Origin of the sequence: Rahnella victoriana, from assembly GCF_004330295.1 — a bacterium.
GTDB classification, from domain to species: domain Bacteria; phylum Pseudomonadota; class Gammaproteobacteria; order Enterobacterales; family Enterobacteriaceae; genus Rahnella; species Rahnella victoriana.
This window is the reverse complement of record NZ_SJOJ01000021.1, coordinates 24,162-49,773: the sequence shown is the minus strand read 5'-3', so window position 1 is coordinate 49,773 and position 25,612 is coordinate 24,162. Positions and strand designations below refer to the sequence as shown.

20 protein-coding genes and 1 pseudogene are annotated in these 25,612 nt (G+C 56.5%); 14 read left to right on the top strand and 7 right to left on the bottom strand.

From position 1 onward, the window contains the following. Positions 1–7 precede the first annotated feature (7 nt). Positions 8–904, bottom strand: coding sequence for a sugar kinase (locus EYY67_RS17485; RefSeq protein WP_119823715.1), 897 nt, complete (start codon positions 902–904; stop codon positions 8–10). A 172-nt stretch (positions 905–1,076) separates the two neighbouring features. On the opposite strand from EYY67_RS17485, the gene yihU reads away from it, so the two are divergent. The 7 genes from yihU (at position 1,077) to EYY67_RS17450 (ending at position 9,497) form a co-directional block, all read left to right on the top strand. After that, positions 1,077–1,973: a sulfolactaldehyde 3-reductase gene (gene yihU / locus EYY67_RS17480; protein ID WP_095924335.1), complete on the top strand. Its 897-nt coding sequence runs from the start codon at positions 1,077–1,079 to the stop codon at positions 1,971–1,973. 22 nt (positions 1,974–1,995) lie between these two features. Then, positions 1,996–2,874, top strand: a complete 879-nt coding sequence (gene yihT, locus EYY67_RS17475) for a sulfofructosephosphate aldolase (RefSeq protein WP_131694003.1) — start codon at positions 1,996–1,998, stop codon at positions 2,872–2,874. A 15-nt stretch (positions 2,875–2,889) separates the two neighbouring features. Then, entirely contained in the window at positions 2,890–4,131 is a 1,242-nt protein-coding gene (gene yihS / locus EYY67_RS17470) for a sulfoquinovose isomerase (RefSeq protein ID WP_131694002.1), read from the top strand. 17 nt (positions 4,132–4,148) lie between these two features. Continuing rightward, positions 4,149–6,185 (top strand): alpha-glucosidase, encoded by a 2,037-nt coding sequence (locus EYY67_RS17465; RefSeq protein ID WP_131694001.1) that lies wholly within the window; start codon positions 4,149–4,151, stop codon positions 6,183–6,185. Between the two features lie 56 nt (positions 6,186–6,241). After that, complete coding sequence (locus EYY67_RS17460; RefSeq protein ID WP_131694000.1) at positions 6,242–7,627, top strand: MFS transporter; 1,386 nt, start codon at positions 6,242–6,244, stop codon at positions 7,625–7,627. 23 nt (positions 7,628–7,650) lie between these two features. Next, positions 7,651–9,066 carry an MFS transporter gene (locus tag EYY67_RS17455; protein WP_095924340.1) on the top strand — a complete coding sequence of 472 codons (1,416 nt, stop codon included), beginning with the start codon at positions 7,651–7,653 and terminating at the stop codon, positions 9,064–9,066. 77 nt (positions 9,067–9,143) lie between these two features. Continuing rightward, positions 9,144–9,497, top strand: a complete 354-nt coding sequence (locus EYY67_RS17450) for an MmcQ/YjbR family DNA-binding protein (protein ID WP_119823703.1) — start codon at positions 9,144–9,146, stop codon at positions 9,495–9,497. Here EYY67_RS17450 and EYY67_RS17445 read toward each other — a convergent pair. Together EYY67_RS17445 and EYY67_RS17440 are read right to left on the bottom strand one after the other, a co-directional pair. Further along, positions 9,479–10,399 carry a pyridoxamine 5'-phosphate oxidase family protein gene (locus EYY67_RS17445; protein WP_131693999.1) on the bottom strand — a complete coding sequence of 307 codons (921 nt, stop codon included), beginning with the start codon at positions 10,397–10,399 and terminating at the stop codon, positions 9,479–9,481. The two genes, EYY67_RS17450 and EYY67_RS17445, sit on opposite strands and share 19 nt — an antisense overlap. Positions 10,400–10,405: 6 nt before the next feature. Next, positions 10,406–11,026: a glutathione S-transferase family protein gene (locus EYY67_RS17440; protein WP_095924343.1), complete on the bottom strand. Its 621-nt coding sequence runs from the start codon at positions 11,024–11,026 to the stop codon at positions 10,406–10,408. A gap of 100 nt (positions 11,027–11,126) precedes the next feature. Here EYY67_RS17440 and EYY67_RS17435 point away from each other — a divergent pair, with 100 nt between their 5' ends. Continuing rightward, positions 11,127–12,044, top strand: coding sequence for a LysR family transcriptional regulator (locus EYY67_RS17435; RefSeq protein ID WP_131693998.1), 918 nt, complete (start codon positions 11,127–11,129; stop codon positions 12,042–12,044). A gap of 114 nt (positions 12,045–12,158) precedes the next feature. Beyond that, positions 12,159–13,340 carry an esterase gene (locus EYY67_RS17430; RefSeq protein ID WP_131694016.1) on the top strand — a complete coding sequence of 394 codons (1,182 nt, stop codon included), beginning with the start codon at positions 12,159–12,161 and terminating at the stop codon, positions 13,338–13,340. 176 nt (positions 13,341–13,516) lie between these two features. Here the strand turns inward: EYY67_RS17430 and uvrA are convergent, their stop codons facing one another. After that, on the bottom strand, positions 13,517–16,372 hold the full coding sequence (gene uvrA, locus EYY67_RS17425) for an excinuclease ABC subunit UvrA (RefSeq protein WP_095924348.1): 2,856 nt from the start codon (positions 16,370–16,372) through the stop codon (positions 13,517–13,519). Positions 16,373–16,697: 325 nt separating this feature from the next. Between uvrA and EYY67_RS17420 the strand changes: the two genes are divergently transcribed. Beyond that, a complete protein-coding gene (locus EYY67_RS17420; RefSeq protein ID WP_131693997.1) occupies positions 16,698–17,237 on the top strand; it encodes a single-stranded DNA-binding protein in 540 nt (179 codons plus the stop codon). 88 nt (positions 17,238–17,325) lie between these two features. Here EYY67_RS17420 and EYY67_RS17415 read toward each other — a convergent pair. Together EYY67_RS17415 and EYY67_RS17410 are read right to left on the bottom strand one after the other, a co-directional pair. Then, positions 17,326–18,744: pseudogene (locus EYY67_RS17415) on the bottom strand (amidohydrolase family protein). Between the two features lie 95 nt (positions 18,745–18,839). Continuing rightward, complete coding sequence (locus EYY67_RS17410) at positions 18,840–19,694, bottom strand: LysR family transcriptional regulator (RefSeq protein ID WP_095924351.1); 855 nt, start codon at positions 19,692–19,694, stop codon at positions 18,840–18,842. A gap of 257 nt (positions 19,695–19,951) precedes the next feature. Here EYY67_RS17410 and hpxO point away from each other — a divergent pair, with 257 nt between their 5' ends. The 3 genes from hpxO (at position 19,952) to EYY67_RS17395 (ending at position 23,507) form a co-directional block, all read left to right on the top strand. Then, positions 19,952–21,109 (top strand): FAD-dependent urate hydroxylase HpxO, encoded by a 1,158-nt coding sequence (gene hpxO, locus EYY67_RS17405; protein WP_131693996.1) that lies wholly within the window; start codon positions 19,952–19,954, stop codon positions 21,107–21,109. Between the two features lie 126 nt (positions 21,110–21,235). Next, positions 21,236–22,810, top strand: a complete 1,575-nt coding sequence (locus EYY67_RS17400; RefSeq protein ID WP_131693995.1) for a hypothetical protein — start codon at positions 21,236–21,238, stop codon at positions 22,808–22,810. A gap of 151 nt (positions 22,811–22,961) precedes the next feature. Further along, the gene (locus tag EYY67_RS17395; RefSeq protein ID WP_131693994.1) at positions 22,962–23,507 is read left to right on the top strand and encodes a hypothetical protein; all 546 of its coding nucleotides are present in this window, start codon (positions 22,962–22,964) and stop codon (positions 23,505–23,507) included. 56 nt (positions 23,508–23,563) lie between these two features. Here EYY67_RS17395 and EYY67_RS17390 read toward each other — a convergent pair whose 3' ends face one another. Then, entirely contained in the window at positions 23,564–24,055 is a 492-nt protein-coding gene (locus EYY67_RS17390) for a hypothetical protein (protein ID WP_119823686.1), read from the bottom strand. A 129-nt stretch (positions 24,056–24,184) separates the two neighbouring features. Between EYY67_RS17390 and EYY67_RS17385 the strand changes: the two genes are divergently transcribed. Next, positions 24,185–25,606: an aldehyde dehydrogenase family protein gene (locus tag EYY67_RS17385; RefSeq protein ID WP_119823684.1), complete on the top strand. Its 1,422-nt coding sequence runs from the start codon at positions 24,185–24,187 to the stop codon at positions 25,604–25,606. Positions 25,607–25,612: the final 6 nt, after the last annotated feature.

Below are 25,612 nucleotides of genomic sequence, written 5' to 3'. Positions count from 1 at the left end.
TCGTATTCTATACAGAAAGTGACAAAAAAGACCGGGTCTGATCACAGTCAGGGATCCCCGCACGGCCACCCGGCTGTGTGCATTTCAGTGCGGCCACCCCGCTGGCAAAACGCACGGCTTCGCCGGAAGAGGCGCCCTGCGCCAGACTGACCGCCAGCGCACCGTGAAAAACATCCCCCGCGCCGGTGGTATCCACCACCCTGACGGCAAAACCCGGCTGATGATGCAGGCTGTCATTTTCCAGCCACAGACAACCTTGCCCGCCTTGTGTGACATACACCTGACCTTTTGTGAGCGTTTGGGCTTTGACTAACGCAGAACCGGCATCTGCTTCGCCGGTCAGCCGTTGCAAGCCGGGGGCAGAGAATGCGCTGTGATCGCTTAACGTCACCAGACCGGCGATATCCTGCGGCGTCACATCGGCATCCAACACGGTGAGCACACCGGCCTGACGCGCCAGCGTAAATGCCTGTTTCGCGCCGTCGTGCCAGCGCACATCCGCCAGCACCACATCCCATTGCGAAAAGTCGAGCGCCTGCAACCAGGTCGCGGAAACGGGCAAGTCCGGGCTGGGATAATTGATGATGATCCGCTCCCCGTGCTGATCCACCAGGATGGCGGATTGTGACGAACGGGCCTGCTCAACGCGGCGGACATAGCGGGTGTTTACCCCCAGGGATTCCAGCTCCGCGAGCAGCCGGTTGCCGGTATCGTCATCGCCCACGCGGCCAATAAAGTCCACCTGCGCGCCCAGTTTAGCCGCCGCCACCGCTGCCGTGGCCGCCGGGCCCCCACCCACTTCATGATATTTTTCAGCGACATATTTCCCTCCTTCCGCAGGTAATTCATTCACGTAATAAATCCGGTCCATTACGGCGATCCCGACACAGGCAATGCGAATCATGGCTATTCCTTAAGCGTGTTTTGATGAGGTTATTTTAATTCAGCGAATTGTTAAAAAAGTGATGGCTGTCAATTTTTTGACCTGAAATTACAAATACGATCAAAAAACGACAAACAAAGACACCGCTGATTATCAAAAAGTGACATGGCTGATCAGCGCAAAGGAGAGACGCATGGCAAATGTGGCATTTATAGGGCTGGGGCAAATGGGCGCGCCGATGGCCGCCAATCTGATTAAACAGGGACACCGCCTCAGCGTGTTCGATGTCAATCCGCAGGCGGTGGCAGCATTGGGGCGGCAGGGCGCAACAGGTAGCAGGAGCGCGGCAGAGGCGGCGGAGGGCGCAGAATTTGTCATCACCATGCTGCCCAACGGCGATCTGGTGCGCGATGTGCTTTTTGGCCGCGATGGCATTTGCGAAACCCTGAGTCCGTCGGCGCTGGTGATCGACATGTCGACCATTCACCCGTTGCAGACCGACTCGCTGATCGCACAGATGCACGAAAAAGGGTTCAGCCTGATGGACGTGCCGGTGGGCAGAACCTCCGATCACGCCGTCGCGGGGACCTTATTGCTGCTGGCTGGCGGTACGCAGGAACAGGTTGAGCGTGCCACGCCGGTGCTGATGGCGATGGGATCAGAGCTGATCAATGCGGGCGGGCCGGGCAAAGGCATCCGCGTCAAACTGATCAATAACTACATGAGCATCGCGCTGAATGCGCTCTCCGCCGAAGCCGCCGTGCTGTGCGAAGCGCTGGATCTCTCTTTCGATGTGGCGTTGCAGGTGATGAGCGGAACCCCTGCCGGAAAAGGCCACTTCACGACTTCATGGCCGAACAAAGTGCTGAAAGGCGATCTGTCACCGGCCTTCATGATTGACCTCGCCCATAAAGATCTCGGTATCGCGCTGGACGTCGCCAACCAGTTGCATGTGCCGATGCCGCTCGGTGCGGCTTCCCGCGAAGTGTACAACCAGGCGCGCGCCGCCGGGCGCGGGCGTCAGGACTGGACCGCCATTCTCGAGCAGGTGCGCACCAGCGCCGGTCTGCCTCAGAAAACACATCCGTAACGCATTAACCAAGGAAAGTTGCATGACTCACTACAGCCTTAACGATATCACCCGTCCTTCCGGCGGCTTCGCCATGCTGGCGGTCGATCAGCGGGAAGCGATGCGCTTAATGTTCATGGCCGCAGGCGCAAAAGCCCCGGTCACCGATCAGGTGCTGACCGATTTTAAAGTCAATGCTGCGCGGATTTTATCGCCGTACGCTTCCGCGATTCTGGTCGATCAGCAGTTCTGTTACCGCCAGATTGTTGAGCAACAGGCCATCGCGAAAAGCTGCGCGATGATTGTCGCGGCAGACGAATTTATTCCGGGCAATGGCATTCCGGTGGACAGCGTGGTGATCGACAACAATGTCGATCCGCAGCAGGTCAGGGAAAACGGCGGCAAGGCGCTGAAATTGCTGGTGCTGTGGCGCAGCGATGAAGACCCGCAACAGCGCCTGGAGATGGTGAAAGCCTTCAATCAACGCTGCCATGCGCACGGCTTGCTGAGCATTATCGAGCCGGTGGTCAGGCCGCCGCGTCGTGGCGACAAATTTGACCGCGAACAGGCGATTATCGATGCCGCAAAAGAACTCGGCGACAGCGGCGCTGACCTTTATAAAGTCGAAATGCCGCTCAGCGGGCGCGGCACGCAGGCCGAACTGCTGCGCGCCTCGCAACACCTCAATGAACATATTCATATGCCGTGGGTGATCCTCTCTTCCGGCGTCGATGAAAAACTCTTCCCGCGCGCGGTCAGCGTCGCCATGACGGCGGGCGCATCCGGTTTTCTCGCAGGCCGTGCGGTCTGGTCATCCGTGGTCGGTTTACCTGATACCGAACTCATGCTCAGGGATATTTCCGCGCCTAAATTGCAGCGTCTGGGCGACATTGTGGACGAAATGATGGCGCGTCGCCGCTAACGAAAGGAGTTGAAAATGAAATGGTTTAACACGATAAGCCACCATCGCTGGCTTGAGCAGGAAACCGACCGGATTTTCGATTTTGGCAAAAATGCCGCCGTGCCCACCGGCTTCGGCTGGCTGGGCAATAACGGGCAAGTGCGGCCGGATATGGGCACCCATTTGTGGATCACCGCCCGCATGTTGCACGTCTATTCCGTTGCCGCAGGCATGGGCCGTCCCGGTGCGTATTCGCTGGTCGATCACGGCATCCGCGCGCTCAACGGTGCGCTGGCGGATAAACAGCACGGCGGCTGGTACGCCTGCGTAAACGATGAAGGCGTGGTGGATGCCTCAAAACAAGGTTATCAGCATTTCTTCGTCCTGCTGGGCGCGGCCAGTGCGGTCACCACCGGCCATCCCGACGCCAGAGCATTGCTCGATCAGGCCATCGGTGTGACCGAAAAATACTTCTGGAGTGAAGATGAACAGATGTGTCTCGAGTCGTGGGATGAAGCGTTCAGCGAAACCGAAGCCTATCGCGGCGGTAACGCCAATATGCACGCGGTCGAAGCCTTCCTGATCGTTTACGACGTCACGCACGAGCGCAAATGGCTGGATCGCGCACTGAGAATTGCCTCGGTGATCATTCATGACGTCGCCCGCCGGGGTGAGTATCGCGTTAATGAACATTTCGATACGCAGTGGAACCCGATCCGCGATTACAACAAAGACAATCCGGCGCACCGTTTCCGCGCTTACGGCGGCACGCCCGGCCATTGGATCGAATGGGGCCGCCTGATGCTGCATCTTCATGCCGCGCTTGAAGCCCGTTTTGAAACGCCGCCAGCCTGGCTGCTGGAAGATGCCAAAGGGCTGTTCCACGCCACGATCCGCGATGCCTGGGCACCGGACGGCGCAGACGGCTTTGTTTATTCCGTGGACTGGGAAGGGCAGCCTATTGTGCGCGAACGGGTGCGCTGGCCCATTGTCGAGGCGATGGGCACCGCGTATGCGTTGCACTGCCTGACCGGCGAAGCGCAATACGAAAGCTGGTATCAGACATGGTGGGAATACTGCGTCAAATACCTGATGGACTATGAAAACGGCTCGTGGTGGCAGGAGCTGGATACCGACAACAAAGTCACCACCAAAGTCTGGGATGGCAAACAGGATATTTATCATCTTCTGCACTGTCTGGTGATCCCGCGCCTGCCGCTGGCACCGGGGCTGGCACCCGCCGTGGCCGCCGGTCTGCTGGACATCAATGCAAAATAAACATCACGGAGACCATCATGAGTACCCTACAAAATAAAAATACTCAGATTGAATTTATCGCCGGTAATAATGAATTTTCGCTGATTTATCAGCAGCGCCTGATTTTACGTCATACCGCGCAAGCGCCCTGTTTATGGATTGGCCGCGGCGAGGCGGATATCGAGATGTTCCGTGGCAATTTCAGTATTAAAGATCGCCTGAATGAAAAGGTGGCCCTGACCGAGGTAAAAATTACCGCGCAGCCGGCGGGATGGGATTTGCATTTCAGCCGGGGCGACAGCCTCAGCGCTTCGCTTGTGATCACCACCGATGACAGCGGGCGTTTACAGCTGACTTTGCAAAACGACAACCGCGCGCATAACCGCATCTGGCTGCGGCTGGCGGCACAGCCAGAAGATCATATTTACGGCTGCGGCGAACAGTTTTCCTACTTTGATTTGCGCGGCAAACCCTTCCCGCTGTGGACCAGCGAACAGGGCGTCGGGCGCAACAAACAGACCTATGTCACCTGGCAGGCCGACTGCAAAGAGAACGCAGGCGGCGACTATTACTGGACGTTCTTCCCGCAACCCACTTTTGTCAGCACGCAGAAAGTTTACTGCCACGTTGAAAACAGCGGCTATATGAATTTCGATTTCAGTGCGCCGGATTATCACGAACTGGCCTTCTGGGAAGACAACGCCACGCTGCGTTTTGAATGCGCCGACAGCTATATCAGCCTGCTGGAAAAACTCACCGCATTGTTAGGCCGCCAGCCCGAACTGCCGGACTGGGTGTACGACGGCGTGACGCTGGGCATTCAGGGGGGCACGGACGTCTGCCAGCAAAAACTCGACGCCATGCGTGACGGCGGCGTGAAGGTCAACGGCCTCTGGGCGCAGGACTGGTCAGGTATCCGCATGACCTCGTTTGGCAAACGTGTGATGTGGAACTGGAAGTGGAACTGCGAGCTGTATCCGCAACTCGACGAGCGTATCGCGCATTGGAAAGAAGAGGGCGTGCAGTTTCTTTCTTACATCAATCCGTACGTCGCCAGCGATCGTGACTTATGCGCAGAGGCATCCGAACACGGCTATCTGACCAAAGACGCCCGTGGCGAGGATTACCACGTAGAGTTCGGTGAGTTTTACGCAGGCGTGGTCGATCTGACTCATCCCGCGGCCTATGAGTGGTTTAAAGACGTCATCAAGAAGAACCTGATTGAGCTGGGTTGTGGCGGCTGGATGGCCGATTTTGGCGAATATCTGCCTACTGATACTTTCCTGCATAACGGCGTCAGCGCGGAAATTATGCACAACGCCTGGCCCGCCCTGTGGGCGAAGTGCAATTACGAAGCCTTGCAGGAAACCGGCAAACTCGGCGAGGTGCTGTTCTTTATGCGCGCCGGATACACCGGCAGCCAGAAGTATTCGACCATGATGTGGGCGGGCGATCAGAACGTTGACTGGAGCCTGGATGACGGGCTGGCCTCGGTGATCCCGGCAGCTTTATCACTGGCGATGAGCGGCCACGGTCTGCATCACAGCGACATCGGCGGTTATACCACGCTGTTTGATATGAAACGCAGCAAAGAACTGCTGCTGCGCTGGTGCGATTTCAGCGCTTTCACGCCGATGATGCGCACCCACGAAGGCAACCGTCCGGGTGATAACTGGCAGTTTGACGGCGACGCGGCAACCATCGCGCATTTCGCCCGTATGACCGGCGTGTTCACCCATCTCAAGCCTTACATCAGACAGGCCGTGAAGCATAACAGCCAGAGCGGTTTGCCGGTGATGCGGCCGTTGTTCCTGCATTATGAAGACGATACCCGTACCTACACGCTGAAATACCAGTACCTGTTTGGCCGCGATCTGCTGGTGGCACCGGTGCATGAAGAAGGGCGCAGCGAGTGGTCGCTGTATCTGCCGCAGGATACCTGGATCAACGCCTGGACCGGTGAAACCCATCAAGGCGGCGATATCACAGTGGCCGCGCCGCTGGGTAAACCGCCGGTCTTTTATCGTGCAGACAGCGAGTGGGCAGCGCTGTTCGGCGAATTACGTTACCTCTGATAAGGCTCACCCGCCGGGGTTCAGGACATCGCTCCGGCAGGTGAAGGAGAATAATAATGAGTCAGACAACACCGGAAAACCCTGCGACCCTGCGCCTGCCTTTCAGGGAAAAACTGGCCTACGGCATGGGGGATTTAGGCTCCAATATCCTGCTCGATATCGGCACGCTGTATCTGCTGAAATTTTACACCGACGTGCTCGGCCTGCCGGGGACTTACGGCGGCATTATCTTTTTGATCGCCAAATTCTTTACCGCGTTTACCGATATGGGCACCGGCATCATGCTGGATTCTCGCCGTAAAATCGGGCCGAAAGGCAAATTCCGCCCCTTCGTGTTATACGCCGCGTTTCCGGTGACCTTGCTGGCGGTCGCCAATTTCGTCGGCACGCCGCTGGAGATCACCGGTAAAACCGTGGTGGCGACGCTGCTCTTCATGCTGTATGGATTATTTTTCAGCATGATGAATTGTTCCTATGGCGCGATGGTGCCTGCCATCACTAAAAATCCGGACGAACGCGCCTCACTGGCGGCATGGCGTCAGGGCGGAGCCACGCTGGGGCTGCTGTTGTGTACCGTCGGGTTTGTGCCGGTAATGAACCTGCTGGAAGGCAGTGCGCAGCGCAGTTATATTTTTGCCGCGACGCTGTTCTCGCTGGTGGGCTTGCTGTTTATGTGGTTGTGTTATGCCGGGGTGAAAGAGCGTTATGTCGACGCGCAGCCCGCCAGTCACACGCAAAAACCGGGGCTGTTGCAGTCATTCCGGGCGATTGCCGGTAACCGTCCGCTGTTCATTCTGTGCATCGCCAATCTCTGCACGCTGGGGGCGTTCAACGTCAAACTGGCAATTCAGGTGTATTACACGCAGTACGTGCTCAACGATCCGATCCTGCTCTCCTACATGGGCTTTTTCAGCATGGGATGCATTTTCATCGGCGTGTTCCTGATGCCCGCTGCCGTGCGGCGGTTCGGCAAGAAAAAAGTCTATATCGGCGGTCTGGCGCTGTGGATTGTCGGCGACATCCTCAACTACTTCTACGGCAGCGGCTCGGTCAGTTTTGTGGCGTTCTCCTGTCTGGCGTTCTTCGGCTCGGCGTTCGTCAACAGCCTGAACTGGGCGCTGGTCTCCGACACGGTGGAATACGGTGAATGGCGCACCGGCGTGCGTTCGGAAGGCACGGTCTACACCGGTTTTACCTTCTTCCGCAAAGTCTCGCAGGCGCTGGCGGGTTTCTTCCCCGGCCTGATGCTGACGCAAATCGGCTATGTGCCTAACGTCGTGCAGTCGGCGGGCACGCAGGAAGGGCTGCGCCAGCTGATCTTCATCTATCCCTGCGCGCTGGCGGCGATCACCATCGTGGCGATGGGCTGCTTCTATAACCTCAATGAGAAAATGTACGTACGCATCGTGGCCGAAATCGAGCAGCGCAAGCAGACGGCATAAGGCATTCACTGTGAGGATCGATTATGAAAGAGTGTCATCACCCTGATCCGCTGACGTTGCGTGAGAAGTGCGCCTATGGAATGGGCGATTTTGGCTCGAACCTGATGTTGTGTATCGGCACGCTGTATCTGCTGAAATTTTATACCGATGAACTGGGGATGCCGGCGTTTTATGGCGGCATCATCTTTCTGGTGGCGAAATTTTTCACCGCCTTCACCGATATGCTGACCGGCGTGTTACTCGATTCACGCCGCCGTATTGGCGCGCGGGGTAAGTTCAGGCCGTTTATTCTCTATGCCTCGGTGCCGGTCGGGCTGGTGGCGACCGCGCAGTTTATGGCGAATGATTTTGGCCTGCCGGTGAAGACGGCGCTCGCCACCGTACTGTTTATGCTGTTCGGCCTGTTCTACAGCCTGATGAACTGTTCGTACGGCGCGATGGTGCCCGCCATCACCAAAAATCCACACGAACGGGCACAGCTGGCAGCCTGGCGGCAGGGCGGCGCGACCCTCGGGTTGCTGCTTTGTACCGTCGGGTTTATGCCGGTGCAGGCATTGCTCGGCGCTTCACCGTCGGTGGGGTATTTCTCCGCCGCGCTGATTTTCGCCACCTGCGGCATTTTGTGTATGGGCTGGTGCTATCGCGGCGTGCGGGAACGTTACGTTGAACTCACGCCTGCGGGGCATAAATCCGGCATTCTGCGGTCGTTCCGCGCCATATTTCGCAATCCGCCGTTGCTGGTGCTGTGCCTCGCCAACCTGTGTACGCTGGCGGCGTTTAACATCAAACTGGCGATCCAGGTGTATTACACGCAGTACGTCCTCAACGATATTCATCTGCTGTCGTGGATGGGTTTTTTCAGCATGGGCTGCATTCTGGTCGGTGTCTTTCTGGTGCCGGGCTGCGTGAAACGGTTTGGTAAAAAACAGGTGTATCTGGGCGGATTACTGCTGTGGGCGACCGGCGATATCTTTAATTTCCTGTGGGGAAACAGCTCGCTGAGTTTTGTGCTGTTCTCCTGCATGGCGTTCTTTGGCACCGCCTTTGTCAACAGCCTGAACTGGGCGCTGGTGCCGGATACCGTCGATTACGGCGAATGGAAAACCGGCATCCGCGCCGAAGGCTCGGTGTATACCGGTTACACCTTTTCGCGAAAAATCTCCGCCGCGCTCGCCGGTTTTCTGCCCGGCATCATGCTGACCCAGATCGGGTATATCCCGAATGCGGTACAAAGCAGCGCGACTTTACTCGGCTTGCGCCAGCTGATCTTTATCTGGCCCTGCTTACTGGCGATCAGCGCGGCGATCATCATGGGCGTATTTTACAAACTCAACGAAGCACGCTTCGCCAAAATCATTGAAGAAATCGGTGCGCGTAAGAAAGGAGACATTCCCCGTCCTGTCATTGAGAAAGAAAAGACTTCTGTGTTAAGCCTGTAAATCGTTCAGGTTTGCTATGGTTAACCGAGGGCACTTTCGTGCCACGTAGCTTTCACGTTACAAGGAGAAACCCAAACATGACCAGTTCGGAACTGCTGACCTATTGCATGGGGAAACCCGGCGCAGAGCAAAGTGTGGAAAATCAGCGCGGTGCAAATCAGGTAAAAGTGGGCGACGCGATGTTTGCCATGGTGTGTGAAATCGATGGCCGCGAGGCGATTTCGCTGAAAACCAGCCCGGAGCTGGCTGAGCAATTACGCGCCCAACACCCGGATATCGTGCCGGGTGATCATCTCAATAAAGCGCACTGGAACACGGTGTTCCTCGACGGTTCGCTGCCCGATTCCCAGTTTTATTATCTGATCGACGGTTCCTATCAGCTGGTGGTCTCCGGCCTGCCGGAAGCCGTACGTCAGGAAATCGGCCGCTGATTTTGCGGCCACTGACCGCTGCTGAGCGTGGCGGGGGAGAAATCCACCGCTTCAGCCCGCCACGGCAGTGCGGCGCGAAAACGCCACACACGGGTGATGTCCAGACTCCAGTAACGCTCTGCGCCCGCCGGTCCGGGAATGTCTTCCGGTTGCCAGTGGATCTGCGTGTGCCCCTGAACATGCAACAGGTCACCGTTTTCGAAATCGATAAACAGCAACGCCGCGCGCGGTTCTGCCAGTAAATTCCCCAGCGTATTCATATAACGGTTGCCGCGAAAATCCGGCACCCACAACCGGTTGCCCGCCAGATGCGCAAACCCCGGCTGACCGCCGCGATGCGACACATCGGCACCGCCGTGGGCGTGGCTGGCGATAAAAAACGTATCGGCGCGGGCAATCAGTGCGCGGGCATCGTCATCCGGTTCGCTCATGTCTTCCCGTGCGGGAAGCGGCAAACGGACCGGCACATCGGCCAGTTTGCGGATCTGAATATACTGCGGACAATTGCCAAAACTCTGATCGACGAGGATCTCGAGGCGATTTTTATCCATGCGCCCGATCCTGCCGTTCACGCGGTTACGCCGCCGGTTGGAGAAATCGATCCCCAGCCCGCCGATCTGTTTCCCCGGCTGTAAGGCGGCCAGCGCCGGATCATCATCCCGGCGCGGCGCATTGATCCGCAAATGGCTGTCATCCGGCGTACGGATAAACCCGGCGGGGCCGGTCAGCAGGGTTGCCACTGGCCAGCCGCTGTCATCCAGCGTCGAAATAAACAGATACGGCAATGCGGCGAAAAACAGCCGGTGCTGTTCCGGCATCGCTTCGCGGATACCGTGCGCGGTGACGTCAAACCCTGCCATGTCCTGAGCCAGGATTTCGTCTGCATGGAAAGGGTTATTCATCGTCTTTTACCCCGCAATTTCAGGCAGTGGCAACGCCGGAAGTGGCGTAAAGCCCGGCAGGCTTTCAATCCGTTTCAGCCAGCGTTGAATGGCCGGATAATCTGCCAGAGAAACCCCGCCTTCCGGTGCTGTGGCGACATAGCCGTAACAGGCCAGATCGGCAATCGTGGCGCGCTCCGTCGCCAGAAACTCCCGGCTTTCCAGATGCTGTTCAAGCTGCGGCAGGAATTTCGCCGTCACTTTCAGCGCACTTTCATACACTTCCGGTGCAGAAAACTGTTTCACCATGCGGGCGGATGCCGGACCGTAGCGCACTTCACCGGCGGCGCGGGACAACCATTTTTGCACCTCGGCGGCCTGCAGCGGATCTTCCGGTAACCAGTGGCTGTCCGGCGCATAGCGTTTCACCAGATACACCAGAATCGCATTGCTGTCGGTGAGCACGTGTTCTGCGTCGATAAGTACCGGCACCTGTCGCAGCGGATTGAGTTGCGCGAATCCGGCGCTCTGACGCACTTCCTGACCGCCGTCTTTCGTCTCAAACGGCAGGCTGAGCATGTTCAGCAGCAGGGTCACGCGGTGGCAGTGTCCGGAAAGCGGGGTACTGTAAAGTTGAATGGCGGGCATGGGCTGTCTCCTTTAGGGTCTGACGACAAGATTACTCTTGCACTAAATGATTGTGATCCACGAAGATTGAAATTGAGTGTTTCACTTTGTGGAAGAATCTATGGACCGTTTAGACGAAATGGCGATTTTTGTCGCTGTACTTCAGTATGGCAGCCTGGCGGAAGCTGCCCGCAAACTTCACCGTTCGCCTCCGGCGATCACCCGCGCCATTGCCTCGCTGGAACACCGTTTTGGCGCGAGGCTGGTGGAGCGCACCACCCGCAGTCTGGCACCGACAGAAGCGGGCGCACGGCTGGCGGAAAAAGCCCGGCTGCTGCTCAGTCAGTATCAGAACGCGGTGGAAGACACGGCAGAAACCCAGCTCAGCGGCCTGCTGCGCATCACCGCGCCGGTGCAGTTCGGCCGTAAACACGTCGCGCCGCTGGTGATGGAATTTCTGGCGCAACATCCTGATATGCAAATTGAAATGATGTTCAATGACCGCAATCTGGATCTGATCGACGAAGGGCTGGATCTGGCGGTGCGTATCGGCCATCAGGAAGATTCAGGCAAAGTGGCGCGCAAGGTCGCCGAAGTCACCCGCGTGCTGGTCGCCAGCCCGGCGTATCTGGCGCAGCATGGCGAGCCGCAGCATCCGTCGGAACTGGCCTCGCATCAGACGGTGATGGGCACGCTGCGCACGCAAATCCGCGAATGGCGTTTCGGGCCGCACGAGGATGAACTGCGCGTCCGGTTGTCGCCGCGTCTGCTCTCCAATGACGTGGAATCCCAGTTGCTGGCGGTGCGCAGCGGGCAGGGGATCGCGCGGCTATTGTCGTATCAGGTGAGTGATGATGTGCAGGCGGGCGCGATGGTGCGGATCCTGACGGATTTCGAGCCGCTGCCGTTGCCGGTACAACTGATGGCGCAGCATGTGCAGCAAATGCCGCGCAAGGTGCGGACATTCTGGGACTTTGCTTATCAGCGGCTGAGTGCGCTTCCGCAACTTCATGCGTTAGACGCATCCTCTGAACAGTGATGCGGATCACGCTCGCGGGCGGCAAAAATAACCTACTCTGAGAGTTGTGCAAAAACAGTGAGTTACTTGAGGACCGGTGTCCGTTTGCTCACGCCAACCCAGAAGGAAAGGATGATGACCCGTAACCGGCTGAATCTTGCCACGCTTTTGATTCTGGCGCTCAGTGCGCCGTTCCCCCTGACCGTCTCTGCGCAAAGTCTGCCGCAGGATCCTGATGCGTCGGTACCTGCGAAGAATTACATCACGGCGGTAAATCCCGATTTAACCATCACTTACCGGCTGTATGCGCCGACCGCCGAACATGTCGATGTGGTGACCGGTGCCACGCCGGTGACCTACATTCCGCATCAGATGACCAAAGACGATAAAGGCGTCTGGAGCTGGACATCGCATGCCCAGAAACCCGATCTGTATGAATATTTCTTCAACGTTGATGGCTTGCGGATTGCCGATCCGGGCAGTGCGATGCCAAAACCGCAGCGTCAGGTGAACACCAGCCTGATCCTGGTGCCGGGCAGTATTCTGGATGTGAAAAACGTGCCGCACGGCGAAGTCCGCACGCTGACCTATCATTCCGCCGCGCTGAATTCTGAACGTCAGGTCGCGGTATGGACGCCGCCGGGTTACAGCGATGCCTCAACGCCGCTGCCGGTGCTCTATTTCTACCACGGTTTTGGCGACACCGGCCGCTCGGCGCTGGATCAGGGGCGCATTCCGCAAATCATGGATAACCTGCTGGCGGAGAAAAAAATCGCGCCGATGCTGGTGGTCATTCCAGATACCGAGACCGATGCCAAAGGTGTGGTGCCGGAGGATTACGTCACCAAAGATCGCCGCAAGGAATTCTATCCGCGCAATGCTGCCGCCGCCGATAAAGAACTGACCGGTGACATTATCCCGCTGATTTCCAAAACTTTCCGCGTACGTGATGACGCTGCAGGACGCGCTTTGGCGGGGCTTTCACAGGGCGGCTATCAGACGCTGGTCAGTGGCATGACCCACCTCGATCAGTTCGGCTGGCTGGCGACACTCAGCGGTGTCAGCACCACCACGGTGCCGAATGCCGACGTAGAGAAACGCTTCGCTGAACCGGAGAAAATCAACGCGCAGCTGAAAAACTTCACCGTGGTTGTCGGTGAGAAAGATGTGGTGACGGGCAAGGATATTGCCGGATTGAAAACGGAGCTGGAAGAGAAAAAGATTAAATTCGATTACCACGAATACCCGAATCTCGGCCATGAAATGGACGTCTGGCGCCCGGCCTACGCGGAATTTGTGCAGAAGATATTTAAGTGATCTACGCGCCTCCCTCTGCGAAGGGGGAGGATGGGAGGGGGTTCTAAAGGCATAACCAACGTTAAAGCCTAATTCAACTTATTGATTTTCCATTAATACCCCACCCCAACCCTCCCCTTCGCAGGGGAGGGCGCTGATCGGCACTATCACCTCTGGGCAGGAGAGGAGCTAAATCATTAAGCGCTTTTCTTCGCCTGCTGGCTGTGGCGTTCCAGCAGCGGTTTCAGGAAGCGTGCGGTATGCGATTCTTTGCATTCCGCGACGGTTTCCGGCGTACCGGCGACCAGAATCTGTCCGCCGCCCGCACCGCCTTCCGGCCCGAGATCGACAATCCAGTCCGCGGTTTTAATCACGTCCAGATTGTGTTCAATCACCACAATGGTGTTGCCCTGATCGCGTAACTGGTGCAGCACTTCCAGCAGTTGCTGAATATCGGCAAAGTGCAGGCCGGTGGTCGGTTCGTCGAGAATATACAACGTCTGACCGGTGCCGCGTTTGGACAGCTCACGCGCCAGTTTCACGCGCTGCGCTTCACCGCCGGACAGCGTGGTCGCTGACTGGCCGAGGCTGATGTAGGTCAGACCGACGTCGATCAGCGTCTGCAATTTACGCGCAAGGGCAGGGACGGCATCGAAGAAATCACGCGCTTCTTCAATGGTCATCTCCAGCACTTCGTGGATGCTCTTGCCTTTGTATTTAATTTCCAGTGTTTCGCGGTTATAGCGTTTGCCTTTGCACTGATCGCACGGCACATAAATATCCGGCAGGAAGTGCATTTCGACTTTGATCACGCCGTCGCCCTGACAGGCTTCGCAGCGTCCGCCTTTGACGTTGAAACTGAAACGCCCCGGTGTATAGCCGCGCGAACGGGATTCCGGTACACCGGCAAACAGTTCGCGCACCGGCGTGAAAATACCGGTGTACGTCGCCGGGTTGGAACGTGGTGTACGGCCAATCGGGCTCTGGTCGATGTCGATGACTTTATCGAAATGCCCCAGACCTTCAATTTCGCGATACGGTGCCGCTTCGGCAATGGTCGCGCCATTCAGTTCGCGCTGTGCCAGCGGGAACAGCGTGTCGTTAATCAGCGTCGATTTACCGGAACCGGATACGCCGGTGATGCAGGTAAACAGGCCTACCGGCAGCGTCAGCGTGACGTCTTTCAGGTTGTTGCCTTTGGCGCCGGAAAGTTTCAGCACTTTGGTGGCATCTGCCGGAACACGCTGCGCCGGGACGGAGATTTCACGTTTACCGCTGAGGAACTGGCCGGTCAGTGAATTCTCGGTCGCCATAATGTCTTCTGCGGTGCCTTCTGCCACCACTTCGCCACCGTGCACGCCCGCACCCGGACCGATATCAATAATATGGTCAGCGGCGCGGATCGCGTCTTCGTCGTGCTCGACCACAATCACGGTATTACCGAGGTCGCGCAGATGGATCAGGGTTTCCAGCAGACGCTCGTTGTCGCGCTGATGCAGGCCGATAGACGGCTCATCCAGCACGTACATCACGCCCACCAGACCGGCACCAATCTGGCTCGCCAGACGGATACGCTGGGCTTCGCCGCCGGACAGCGTTTCCGCAGAACGGGACAGCGAGAGATAGTTCAGACCAACGTTCACCAGGAATTTCAGGCGATCGCCGATCTCTTTCAGCACTTTTTCCGCAATTTTGGCGCGCTGACCGCTGAGTTTCATATTGCGGAAGAAATCCATCGCATGACCGATGCTGAAATCAGAGATTTCCGGCAGCGTGGTTTCTTCCACGAACACGTTACGCGCTTCCTCGCGCAGGCGGGTGCCCCGGCAGGACGTACATGGACGGTTGCTGATGTATTTCGACAGTTCTTCACGTACTGCGCTGGATTCCGTTTCTTTATAACGGCGCTCCATATTGTGCAGCACGCCTTCAAACGGATGGCGACGAATCGAAGTATCACCGCGATCGTTGATGTATTTGAATTCAATGGTGGTTTTGCCGGAACCGTGCAGGATGGCGTGCTGCACATCGCTGCTCAGTGCGTTAAACGGCGCTTCCACGTCGAAATCATAATGCTCACCGAGAGAGCGCAACATCTGGAAGTAATAGAAGTTACGGCGATCCCAGCCACGGATTGCACCGCCCGCCAGTGAAAGCTCAGGGTTCTGCACCACGCGATCAGGGTCGAAGAACTGCTGCACGCCCAGACCGTCACAGGTCGGACAGGCACCGGCCGGGTTGTTGAACGAGAACATCCGCGGTTCCAGCTCGCGCATGCTGTAGCCACACACCGGACAGGCGAAGTTGGCAGAGAACAGCATTTCTTCGGCTTTCGGATCATCCATATCGGCGACCACGGCGGTACCGCCGGAAAGCTCGAGCGCGGTTTCAAAGGATTCCGCCAGACGCTGCGCCAGATCATCACGCACTTTAAAGCGGTCAACGACCACTTCAATGGTGTGTTTCTTCTGCAATTCTAATTTTGGCGGATCGGACAAATCACAGACTTCGCCATCAATACGTGCACGGATATAGCCCTGCGACGCCAGGTTTTCCAGCGTCTTGGTGTGCTCACCCTTGCGGTCTTTAATGATGGTCGCCAGCAGCATCAGACGCTGGCCTTCCGGCTGCGCCAGTACGTTATCCACCATCTGGCTGACGGTCTGGGCTGACAGCGGAATATTATGATCCGGGCAGCGCGGCTCGCCCACGCGGGCAAACAGCAGACGCAGGTAGTCGTGGATTTCGGTGATGGTCCCGACGGTAGAACGCGGGTTGTGTGACGTTGATTTTTGCTCAATCGAAATCGCCGGAGACAGACCTTCAATATGGTCGACGTCCGGTTTTTCCATTAAGGATAAAAATTGGCGTGCGTAGGCCGACAGCGACTCGACGTAGCGGCGCTGGCCTTCGGCGTACAGCGTATCGAACGCCAGAGAGGACTTGCCTGAACCGGATAAGCCGGTGACAACAATCAGTTTGTCGCGCGGGATAATCAGGTTGATATTCTTGAGATTATGGGTGCGTGCGCCCCGAACTTCGATCTTATCCATTCATCATTCCCGGATTAACTTGATAGCTCACCGTGCCGGTGACCGCCGTGAAAACCAGTTTCGCGCCAGCCATCGAATCGGGCACAGAGAAGAACGTAACGCGCAATTATGACACAAATCACAGCCCATGCCACCCCAAAACCTGAATGTATATCCAGTACTCGATGTAACGATGGAATGTTTGCTGAACAATCTGGAAAGAAAATCGCAACGTTTTACATCCGTGGTACGAAGGCACCGTTTTGTGGTTATAATGTCGCGAAGTGAGTTCCTCACACCCCAAACTGTGGTTTCAGCCACGACATACATCATCAGGAGAATCCACATGGCCAGCAGAGGCGTAAACAAAGTTATTCTCGTCGGTAATCTGGGGCAAGACCCGGAAGTCCGCTACATGCCTAACGGCGGCGCGGTTGCCAACATCACTCTGGCAACGTCTGAAAGCTGGCGTGACAAAGCCACCGGCGAGCAGAAAGAAAAAACCGAATGGCACCGTGTTGTGCTTTTCGGCAAATTAGCGGAAGTCGCAGGCGAATACCTGAAGAAAGGTTCTCAGGTTTACATCGAAGGCGCACTGCAAACCCGTAAATGGACCGATCAGGCTGGCGTTGAAAAATACACCACCGAAGTTGTCGTTAACGTGGGCGGCACCATGCAGATGCTCGGCGGCCGTGCCGGCGGCGCACCAGCAGGTGGCGGTCAGCCATCCGCAGGCGGCCAGCAAGGCGGTTGGGGTCAGCCTCAGCAGCCACAAGGCGGCAACCAGTTCAGCGGCGGCCAGCAGGCTCGTCCGGCTGCGCAAAACAACGCGCCAGCACAGAACAACGAACCACCAATGGATTTCGACGACGATATCCCGTTCTGATGGGTTGCCTTCGGGCATCAACGTACAGAACAACAAAAAGCCCCGAAAGGGGCTTTTTGCTATCCGGCATTCAGAAATCTTTAATCCCTCACATTTTCCCTACCGCCCCAAACACCAGCCGTCCCTGATGGAATGTCGCCTTCACCTCCGACACCCGCGCGACCGCTTCGGCGGAGCAACTGGCGTCGGCCAGGATCATTTCGGCGTTATCGTTGACCACAGGCCACTGGCGTTTGCCGCTGTCGTCGAGCGGCAGGACGTTACCGGTGGCGATAGCGAGGGAGCGCGTCAGGCCAAATTCGTCGGAGTTGCCGTAGAGCTGAGCGTAGAGGCTGGCTTTTTCCAGCATGCTGCCGGTGCCGAACGGTGACCAGTGGTCGATCACGCTGTCGGTGCCGGTCATGACAAATACGCCGTTCTGACTGAGCTGCGGCAGTGGCATGTTCAGTTTGCCGAACGGGATAGTCGAGGCGACGGTGAACTGCTGTTCGGCAAGCCCGGCGATCACTTCATCGAGTTCCGCGCCCTGCATCATCGCCAGGGCAAAACCGTGGCTGAGCGTCACTTTGCCTTTCAGCTGCGGGTTTTTCTCCACGGTCTGAATCATTTATTTCACCGCCGCAATCCCGGCGGGTGTGGTTTCATGCAGGTGAATATCCACACCTTTGTGGGTATCCAGCGCAATCTGGAACATCGCATCGAGGGATTTTTCCATCGCGCCGTCCACGTTAGTCGGGTCCAGCCCGCCGACGTACTGCACGCCCATTTGCATGGCTTCGCGCATCAACCCATCGACTTTCGAATGCAGCAAACCGTGCTGCGGAAACGCCACGATTTCACAGCTGAAATCCTGCTGATGTTTTTCCAGCGCACGCTTCAGATGCTCAAGACTTTTCAGGCCGCTGACCGGATCGATATTGCAGTGGCTGCGCGCCACCGTGGTGCCTTTGGAATGCAGCAGGCCGATGATCGCTTCGGCGTGTTCCACCGACGTCGGCAACAGTTGGGGGATCAGCACCTGTTCGCGGGCAATCATGTCCATGATGGTTTTGCCTTTGCGCGGACGCGGCGCTTCCCATTTGCCGCCGTAAAAGGTTTTGTCGAGGTGAATGTGCATGTCGCGCGTGGCGGGCAGCAGGAGTAATCCTCTGGCATCAAAAGCCGGCAAGGTGCTGGCGGGGGCGTCTTTTGCCGGCTGGATCGCCACGATTTTGCCGTTGTTGATTTCCAGGTTGTACAGCCCGGTTTGGGTGGCAATAACGATATCGCCTTCGCGCTCAAAACCCTCTTCCAGCCGCACATTGCGCAACTGGTAATGCGGCGCAGAAATCACGTTGATCTGGCTGGCATCGACACATTTTTCGTTCATGGCGCCCGGTTTGAACGGGGAAGCCGATGCCATGCCTGCCGTGAGCAGCGCGCCGGTGGCGGTGATTTTGGCGCTGTGCGAGAGAAAATGTCTGCGGCTTTGTTGCTGAGGATTTTGCACGTCGGATTCCTTAATCATGATGCGGGAGGATGCTGGCTTTCCCTTCACCTTAAAAGATGACGCCGGTTCCGGCTGTGATGTTTCCCACTGCCTGCCAGTGGAAAACACAATAGCTAGCTGAGCTGGCAAAAATCCTTTAGTTTTCCGGCCAGTGCGATTTGCGCAGGCGTCGCGTCGGGGCGGTAAAACAGCGCCAGTTCGACGTTATCCACCGGCGGCAATCCGCTTTCTGTCCCTAAAATCCGGTGCTCCGGCTGGCGGCAACTGGCGGGCAATAAAGTGACGCCTAATCCGGCTGCACTGGCCGCAACCAGCGCGGCGAGGCTGGCGCTGCTGTAACTGATACGCCAGCTGCGCCCGAGAGCATCCAGTGCCTGACAGAGTTCCTCGCGGTATAGCCCGTTGAGCGGAAACAGCACCAGCGGGATCGGATCCCGTTCAAATGCCGGAAACGCGGCGCTGTCGAGCCACAACATCGGCTCGGGACGCGCGGCGTTGGCCTTCTCACCGGTCAGTTGTTTCACCAGAATGATGTCCAGCATCTCCTGCTGCCAGGCGCGGCGCAGTTCGTGGCTCAGGCCGCTGGTGACATCGAGGCGGATATGCGGATGGGCGCGGCTGAACTGCGCCAGAAGGGAAGTGGTTGCTGCGGCAAAATCCTCCGGCACGCCGAGACGCACCACGCCGTCCGGCCACTGGTCGCTCAGCGCGTCGTGCGCTTCACCGTTGAGCGCGATAATCCGTCGTGCATAACCGAGCAACCGTTCGCCTTCTTCCGTCAGTTGCACCTGATGAGACGTACGTTCCAGCAACGGTTTGCCCAGCGCGTCTTCCAGTCTGCGGATTTGCTGGCTGACCGTCGATTGCGACAGGTATACGCGGTCGGCGGCGCGGGTAAAACTGCCGGTTTCGCAGACGGCGACAAAACTGAGTAACTGCTGCGGGCTGAACATCGGATAGCGATTCATTTTATAAATACTTATGGTTTGGGTATTCGAAATATCAATACCCGGCAGAGTATCAACCTTCGCCCTCCTGCACCAGAGTGACTCACTGCGCCGCGTTTACATCATTCCTGCTCCAAAAGAGCGCCTCGTTTTAGGGCATTTCGCCTGTCCATCGGCCGTTACAGATTTACCTTAAGATTGTATACAAGGCTTCGGCGGCAAATTGCTTTTCTGGTACAGAAATTGCTTTTCCCTAAAGAGACTCAGGGGAGAAAAATATGAAAGCGATCGTGATTGGTGGCGGTATTGGCGGTGCGTGTGCGGCGATTGCGCTGAAGCGTTTTGGTATCGAAACGGCGGTATACGAGGCGGTGAAGGAGATCAAACCGGTGGGCGCGGCGATTTCCATCTGGCCTAACGGCGTGAAGTGCCTGAATTATCTCGGCATGAAAGAGGCGCTGCGCGAACTCGGCGGCAACATGCGCTTTATGGCGTACAAAGAGTATCAGCAGGGACAGACGATGACGCGGTTCAGCATGGATCCGCTGATCCAAAGCGTCGGCGAACAGCCCTATCCGGTGGCGCGCGCGGAACTTCAGTCGATGCTGCTCGAGACGTATGGCCGCGATCAGGTGCAGTTCGGCAAGCGCGTCACACACGTTGAGGAATCCGCCGACAGCGTAACCGCCTGGTTTGACGACGGCACGTCTGCGACCGGCGATCTGCTGATCGCTGCCGACGGCACTCATTCCATTATCCGCCAGCACGTTCTGGGTTATGCGACAGAGCGCCGCTACGCCGGTTACGTCAACTGGAACGGTCTGGTGGAAATTGACGAAAGCATCGCGCCAGCCGATCAGTGGACAACGTTTGTCGGCGAGGGCAAACGCGTTTCGCTGATGCCGGTGAGCGGTAACCGTTTTTACTTCTTCTTTGATGTGCCGCTGCCGAAAGGCTTGCCGCAGGATCGCACGACAGTATGCGAGGATTTGCAGGGCTATTTTGCGGGCTGGGCGGAGCCGGTGCAGAAGCTGATCCGCCAGATCAATCCGGAAACCACCAACCGCGTCGAAATCCACGATATCGAACCCTTTATGCAACTGGTCAAAGGCCGGATTGCACTGCTCGGTGACTCCGGTCACAGCACCACACCGGATATCGGGCAGGGCGGCTGCGCGGCGATGGAAGATGCAGTGGTGCTGGCCAATATGCTGCAAACCAATTCGTTAGGCATTGAAGATGCACTGCTGCGATATCAGGAAAAACGCGCGTATCGCGTGAAGGATCTGGTACTGAAAGCGCGTAAACGCTGCGATGTCACCCACGGCAAAGAAATGGCCGTGACCGAACAATGGTACGAAGATCTGAAAACCGAAACCGGCGAACGCATTCTCTCCGGAATGTGCGAAACCATTCTGGGCGGCCCGCTGGAGTAGCGCGGGACGTCAAAGAAACAACTTTTTACACATCCTTAAAGTTTCCTGTGTTTTTGCCGAAAATAGCATCAGAAGGATCAAGGTATCCACTGGCGCTATGGCGCAAAAACATAGGGACTCATCGGGATGACAGTTATCTCTGCGACAGGTAATCAGGCGCTTAATACGCTGGTTACGTCAACAAAATCACTGACGGCAGTCACTACTACAGCCAGTCAGCCGCAGGCTTCAACGACACAATCCACCGCAGTGATGATCGGCCAGACGGAATCTGCGTCGCCGGTATACAGCATCACCAAACCGGCACTGGTCTGGGAACGTTCTTCCAGTGATCTGATGTCTTCAAAGCTCGCATCCAATTTCAGCAACGCCGGCAATGCGGCGCGGTTTACCGGACTCGGTGCGGCGCTGCTTGAACGATTTACTACCGACAGCGGCAGTTATTCCCAGTCGGTGATGAAGCAGACTTCCGCTCAGTCAGCCAGTTCAGCGGGCAACGTCGCCGCACAAACCCAGCTTCATACCAAAGCCGATAATCAGATAAGCCTGAGCATTAAAACCGCCAGCGGCGCGCTGGTCGATATCACGCTCAGCAGTGATGATGATGCGCTTGGTGTACAGATGAATGTCAGCAAAGGCACGCTCAGCGATACGGATCGTAAAGCGCTGGCCGGACTGGCAGAAGGTTTTCAGAAAGCGATTGATGGCCTGACGGCACAGCCGCCGAAGCTGGATCTGAGCGGGCTGACGAAGTTCGATACCTCTGCGTTGTCGTCGGTGGATTTACATGCCTCGCTGGGCACCACCCATACCCAGACGCTGGATTTCCACGCCGATGCCAGTACGCGTTCTGTGAAATCGACGGGTATTGCCGGTACGGTGGATATCAGCGTGGACATGAGTAAACGGGCACTGTTGGGCACTGAAAGCCAGCAGAAGCAGGCGCTGAACAGTTATCTCAAACAAATCAGCAGTGCAGGCCACCGTGGTAATGCTGATGAATCGCTGATGGCCATGTTCAAAGATGCCTTTACCGCCCTGAACAGCAATTACGGCGATACGTCGACGACGTACAAAAGCCGGGGGTCTGAGCCGGTATATTTCTCGCTGACCAAAACCGATAAAAACCTGATGACCGGATTGGCAGATTTCACCGCATCAGTCACGCAAACGCCAGTCGATTCCACCAATCCAATGCGTCAGGATGAAACCGATACGTTCTCTTATCAGCTATCGCAGGCCAGCACCATCACCGGCACCAGCACGCAAGATCGCAACATCACACAGAAGCAGCAATCACATCTGGTCGCCAGCTATCATGAGTCGCTGACACCTGGGTTGAAACTCAATCTGACCAGCGACCGCAACTCACAGAATTACCTCTACTATCAGATTGATGACACGGCAGAAAGCACGACGTCCGTGCAATACCAGAAAGGCGTGCTGGTCAGTGCGTCGGTAGATCAGTCTGCCAGCCACTCAACGCATATTCAGAAATACGTCAAAGGCGCGCTGGAATCTGATATCACCACGCCGGAGTCCACCTCGAAAACCACCGATTTGCTGGGTAAATTGCAATCCGCATGGGAAAATAATGCCCCTCGCATGTCATTCCGGGATTATCTGAACCATCAGACACTGCCGGATCTGAGCGGACTGGTGTTGATGGAAACGGATCCTGCGGTATTAAAAAATAATTAAGCTTTTGCGTTAACAACATTAAATAATGCGATGATAAAAACCTCTCGGAATATTATCCGAGAGGTTTTTTATTTGCGAATAATGTGAGTTTTAATAATTTATAACCGGTGGCAGGGAATATAATGGTGTGTCTTTGTTAAACATTTAAGGAATGAATGTGAAGCTTTTACCATTACCCGTATTTTTACTCTTATTGCCTCTGAGCGTATTTGCCACTCAGGATATCTCCCCAGAACAATCAAGGCTCAGGCAGGCCATGCATTCTGCGTTGGACAGCCTTGGCCGACAAACCACGGTGTGCGACAAGAAGGAGCAACAAAAGCCGGAAATCACCGCTGAAGACCTGAAGCCTTTTGATCAGGAAACAATATCGACCGCGCTGATGTATTTCAAAAATGAATCAATGAAAGCCTGTATTCAGCAGCAGGAATATGAATATATGCTGAGCATGATTGCCTATGCGGGCAGTTTTCCTGAAAGTGCGCGCAACGGGCAAGATTATCAGACGGTGATCGACGCGTTAATTGTCCTTTCGCCGGGGGCAAATCCTGCCGTGGTGAAAACAGAAGGAAAGTTTTTAGCTTTACCGGCCCCTTTACAGGAAAAACTGAAACAGACATTTCAGTCGAAAACGTTCGATCTCGAATTCGTTCTTAATTATTACGACACACACCGGCAGGCAATCCGCAAACCCTGATCTCAGGCTAACGGATTAACAGCCCCATCCGGGGCTGCTGTTTCGCCTTAATTTGTTTATCTCTGCATCTCAAACTTCGTCCCTTTCACCACAATTTCATCAAATTGCAGATGATGCATAAATTCACGCAAAATCAGCAAGGTGGCGGCGAAATCATTGCCGTCAGGGATGCCTTCGAATTGCGCGGGGCGGCCGTTGATTACCAGCGCCAGCCGGTCAAAAGTGCGCTCTACGGCGTCGAGGGACAGCGTCATCACTTCGTTTTCCGCCTCACCGGCAATGCGGGCCAGCGCGCGGATATCGTTGTCCGAACTGAACAACCGGGCACCCGGCGGGATGTCGTGGCGGATGCGGATCACTTCGTCTTCGACCACCATAATGGCGGTTTCCATTTCATCCGGCGTCGGCGGCGTGTGGCGGAAATAGCCCACGGAGGTCAGCTGTGAACCCAGCGTCAAAGGCAAACTCTTGTCTTCGCTATCCTCATTTCTGACGATAACCAGCGTCTCTTCGCTGCCGATATGCAGCAATACAGCAGGTGTTGTCATCGGCTTCTCCCAATCGTTAGCGTTCTGAATGTTCCCCGACAGCAGGATCAGGCAATCCTTGCACAGTAATGGTCTATCTCCGTTTTGCGCACAGGTCTTAGCATGAAAGCTCATTCACCGGAGGCATTCATGAAACAGATTAATCAAATCTATATTAATGGCGAATTCGTTACCCCGCACGGCAAAGAGGTGATGGACCTGATTAATCCTGTGACCGAACAGGTCGCGGCGCAGGTTCGTCTGGCCGATGAAACCGATACCCGCCAGGCTATTGCGGCGGCAAAGGCGGCGTATCCGGCGTTTTCGCGCAGCACAAAAGCGCAGCGCATTCATTATTTGCAGCAATTGCACGATGCCGTTCTGGCGCGGGCGGATGAGCTGGAAACGGTGATGAGCGCAGAATACGGGGGTTCGCTGGCGATGGTGCGCGGTACGGTAGCGCGGGCTTCCGGTGCATTTTCACAGGCGATAAAACTGCTTAATGACTATGATTTTGTGCGTCAGGTGGGACGGGCAAAAGTGGTGATGGAACCGCTCGGCGTGGTCGGGCTGATTACGCCGTGGAATGCGAATTACGGGTTCATCTGCAATAAAATGGCTACCGCACTGGCCGCAGGCAGCACGGTGGTGATTAAGCCGAGCGAACTGAGCTCGGTACAAACCCGGTTGCTGACGGAATGTCTGCACGGGGCAGGATTACCGGCCGGTGTGTTCAATATTATCACCGGGCGGGGTGACGTCGTGGGTGCCGAAATGACCCGTCATCCGGATATCGCCAAAATCTCGTTTACCGGTTCGACGCTGGTTGGCAAAACCATTGCCCGCGACGCGGTGGATACCCTGAAACGCGTCACGCTGGAACTGGGGGGCAAGTCGCCGAATATTTTGCTGCCGGACGCTGACCTCGCGAAAGCCATTCCGCTGGCGCTGGCGGTCGGTACGATGAATAACGGTCAGGCGTGTATCGCCGGAACCCGTTTGCTGGTGCCGGAACAACGTCTGGAAGAGGTGAAAACGCATCTGCTGCGCGCGGTGGCGGATATCCATGTCGGCGACCCGACTCAGGAGGAAACGCAAATCGGCCCGCTGGTGACGGCAAAACAGTATGCCCGCGTGCAGCACTATATCCGTCTGGGCATTGAAGAAGGTGCGGAGCTGCTGTGCGGCGGCGAAGGGCGGCCGGAGGGATTAAGCCGCGGTTATTTCGTGAAACCGACGGTGTTTGTGAACGTCACGCCGGAAATGACCATCGCCCGCGAAGAGATTTTCGGACCGGTGCTTTCAGTGCTCACCTATCGCAGCATTGAGGAGGCGGTACAGATGGCGAACAACACGGTGTATGGCTTGCAGGCCTACGTCAGCGGGGAAAACCGTCAGCAGGCGCGTGAGGTGGCGAGTCAAATCGTGGCCGGGCGGGTGTTCGTTAACGGCATGTACGATGCGCCGGATGCACCGTTTGGCGGCTTCAAACAATCCGGTCTGGGGCGCGAATTTGGCACTTACGGGCTGGAAGCGTATCTTGAGCCGAAGACCCTGATCGACGATGAGTGAGGTGCT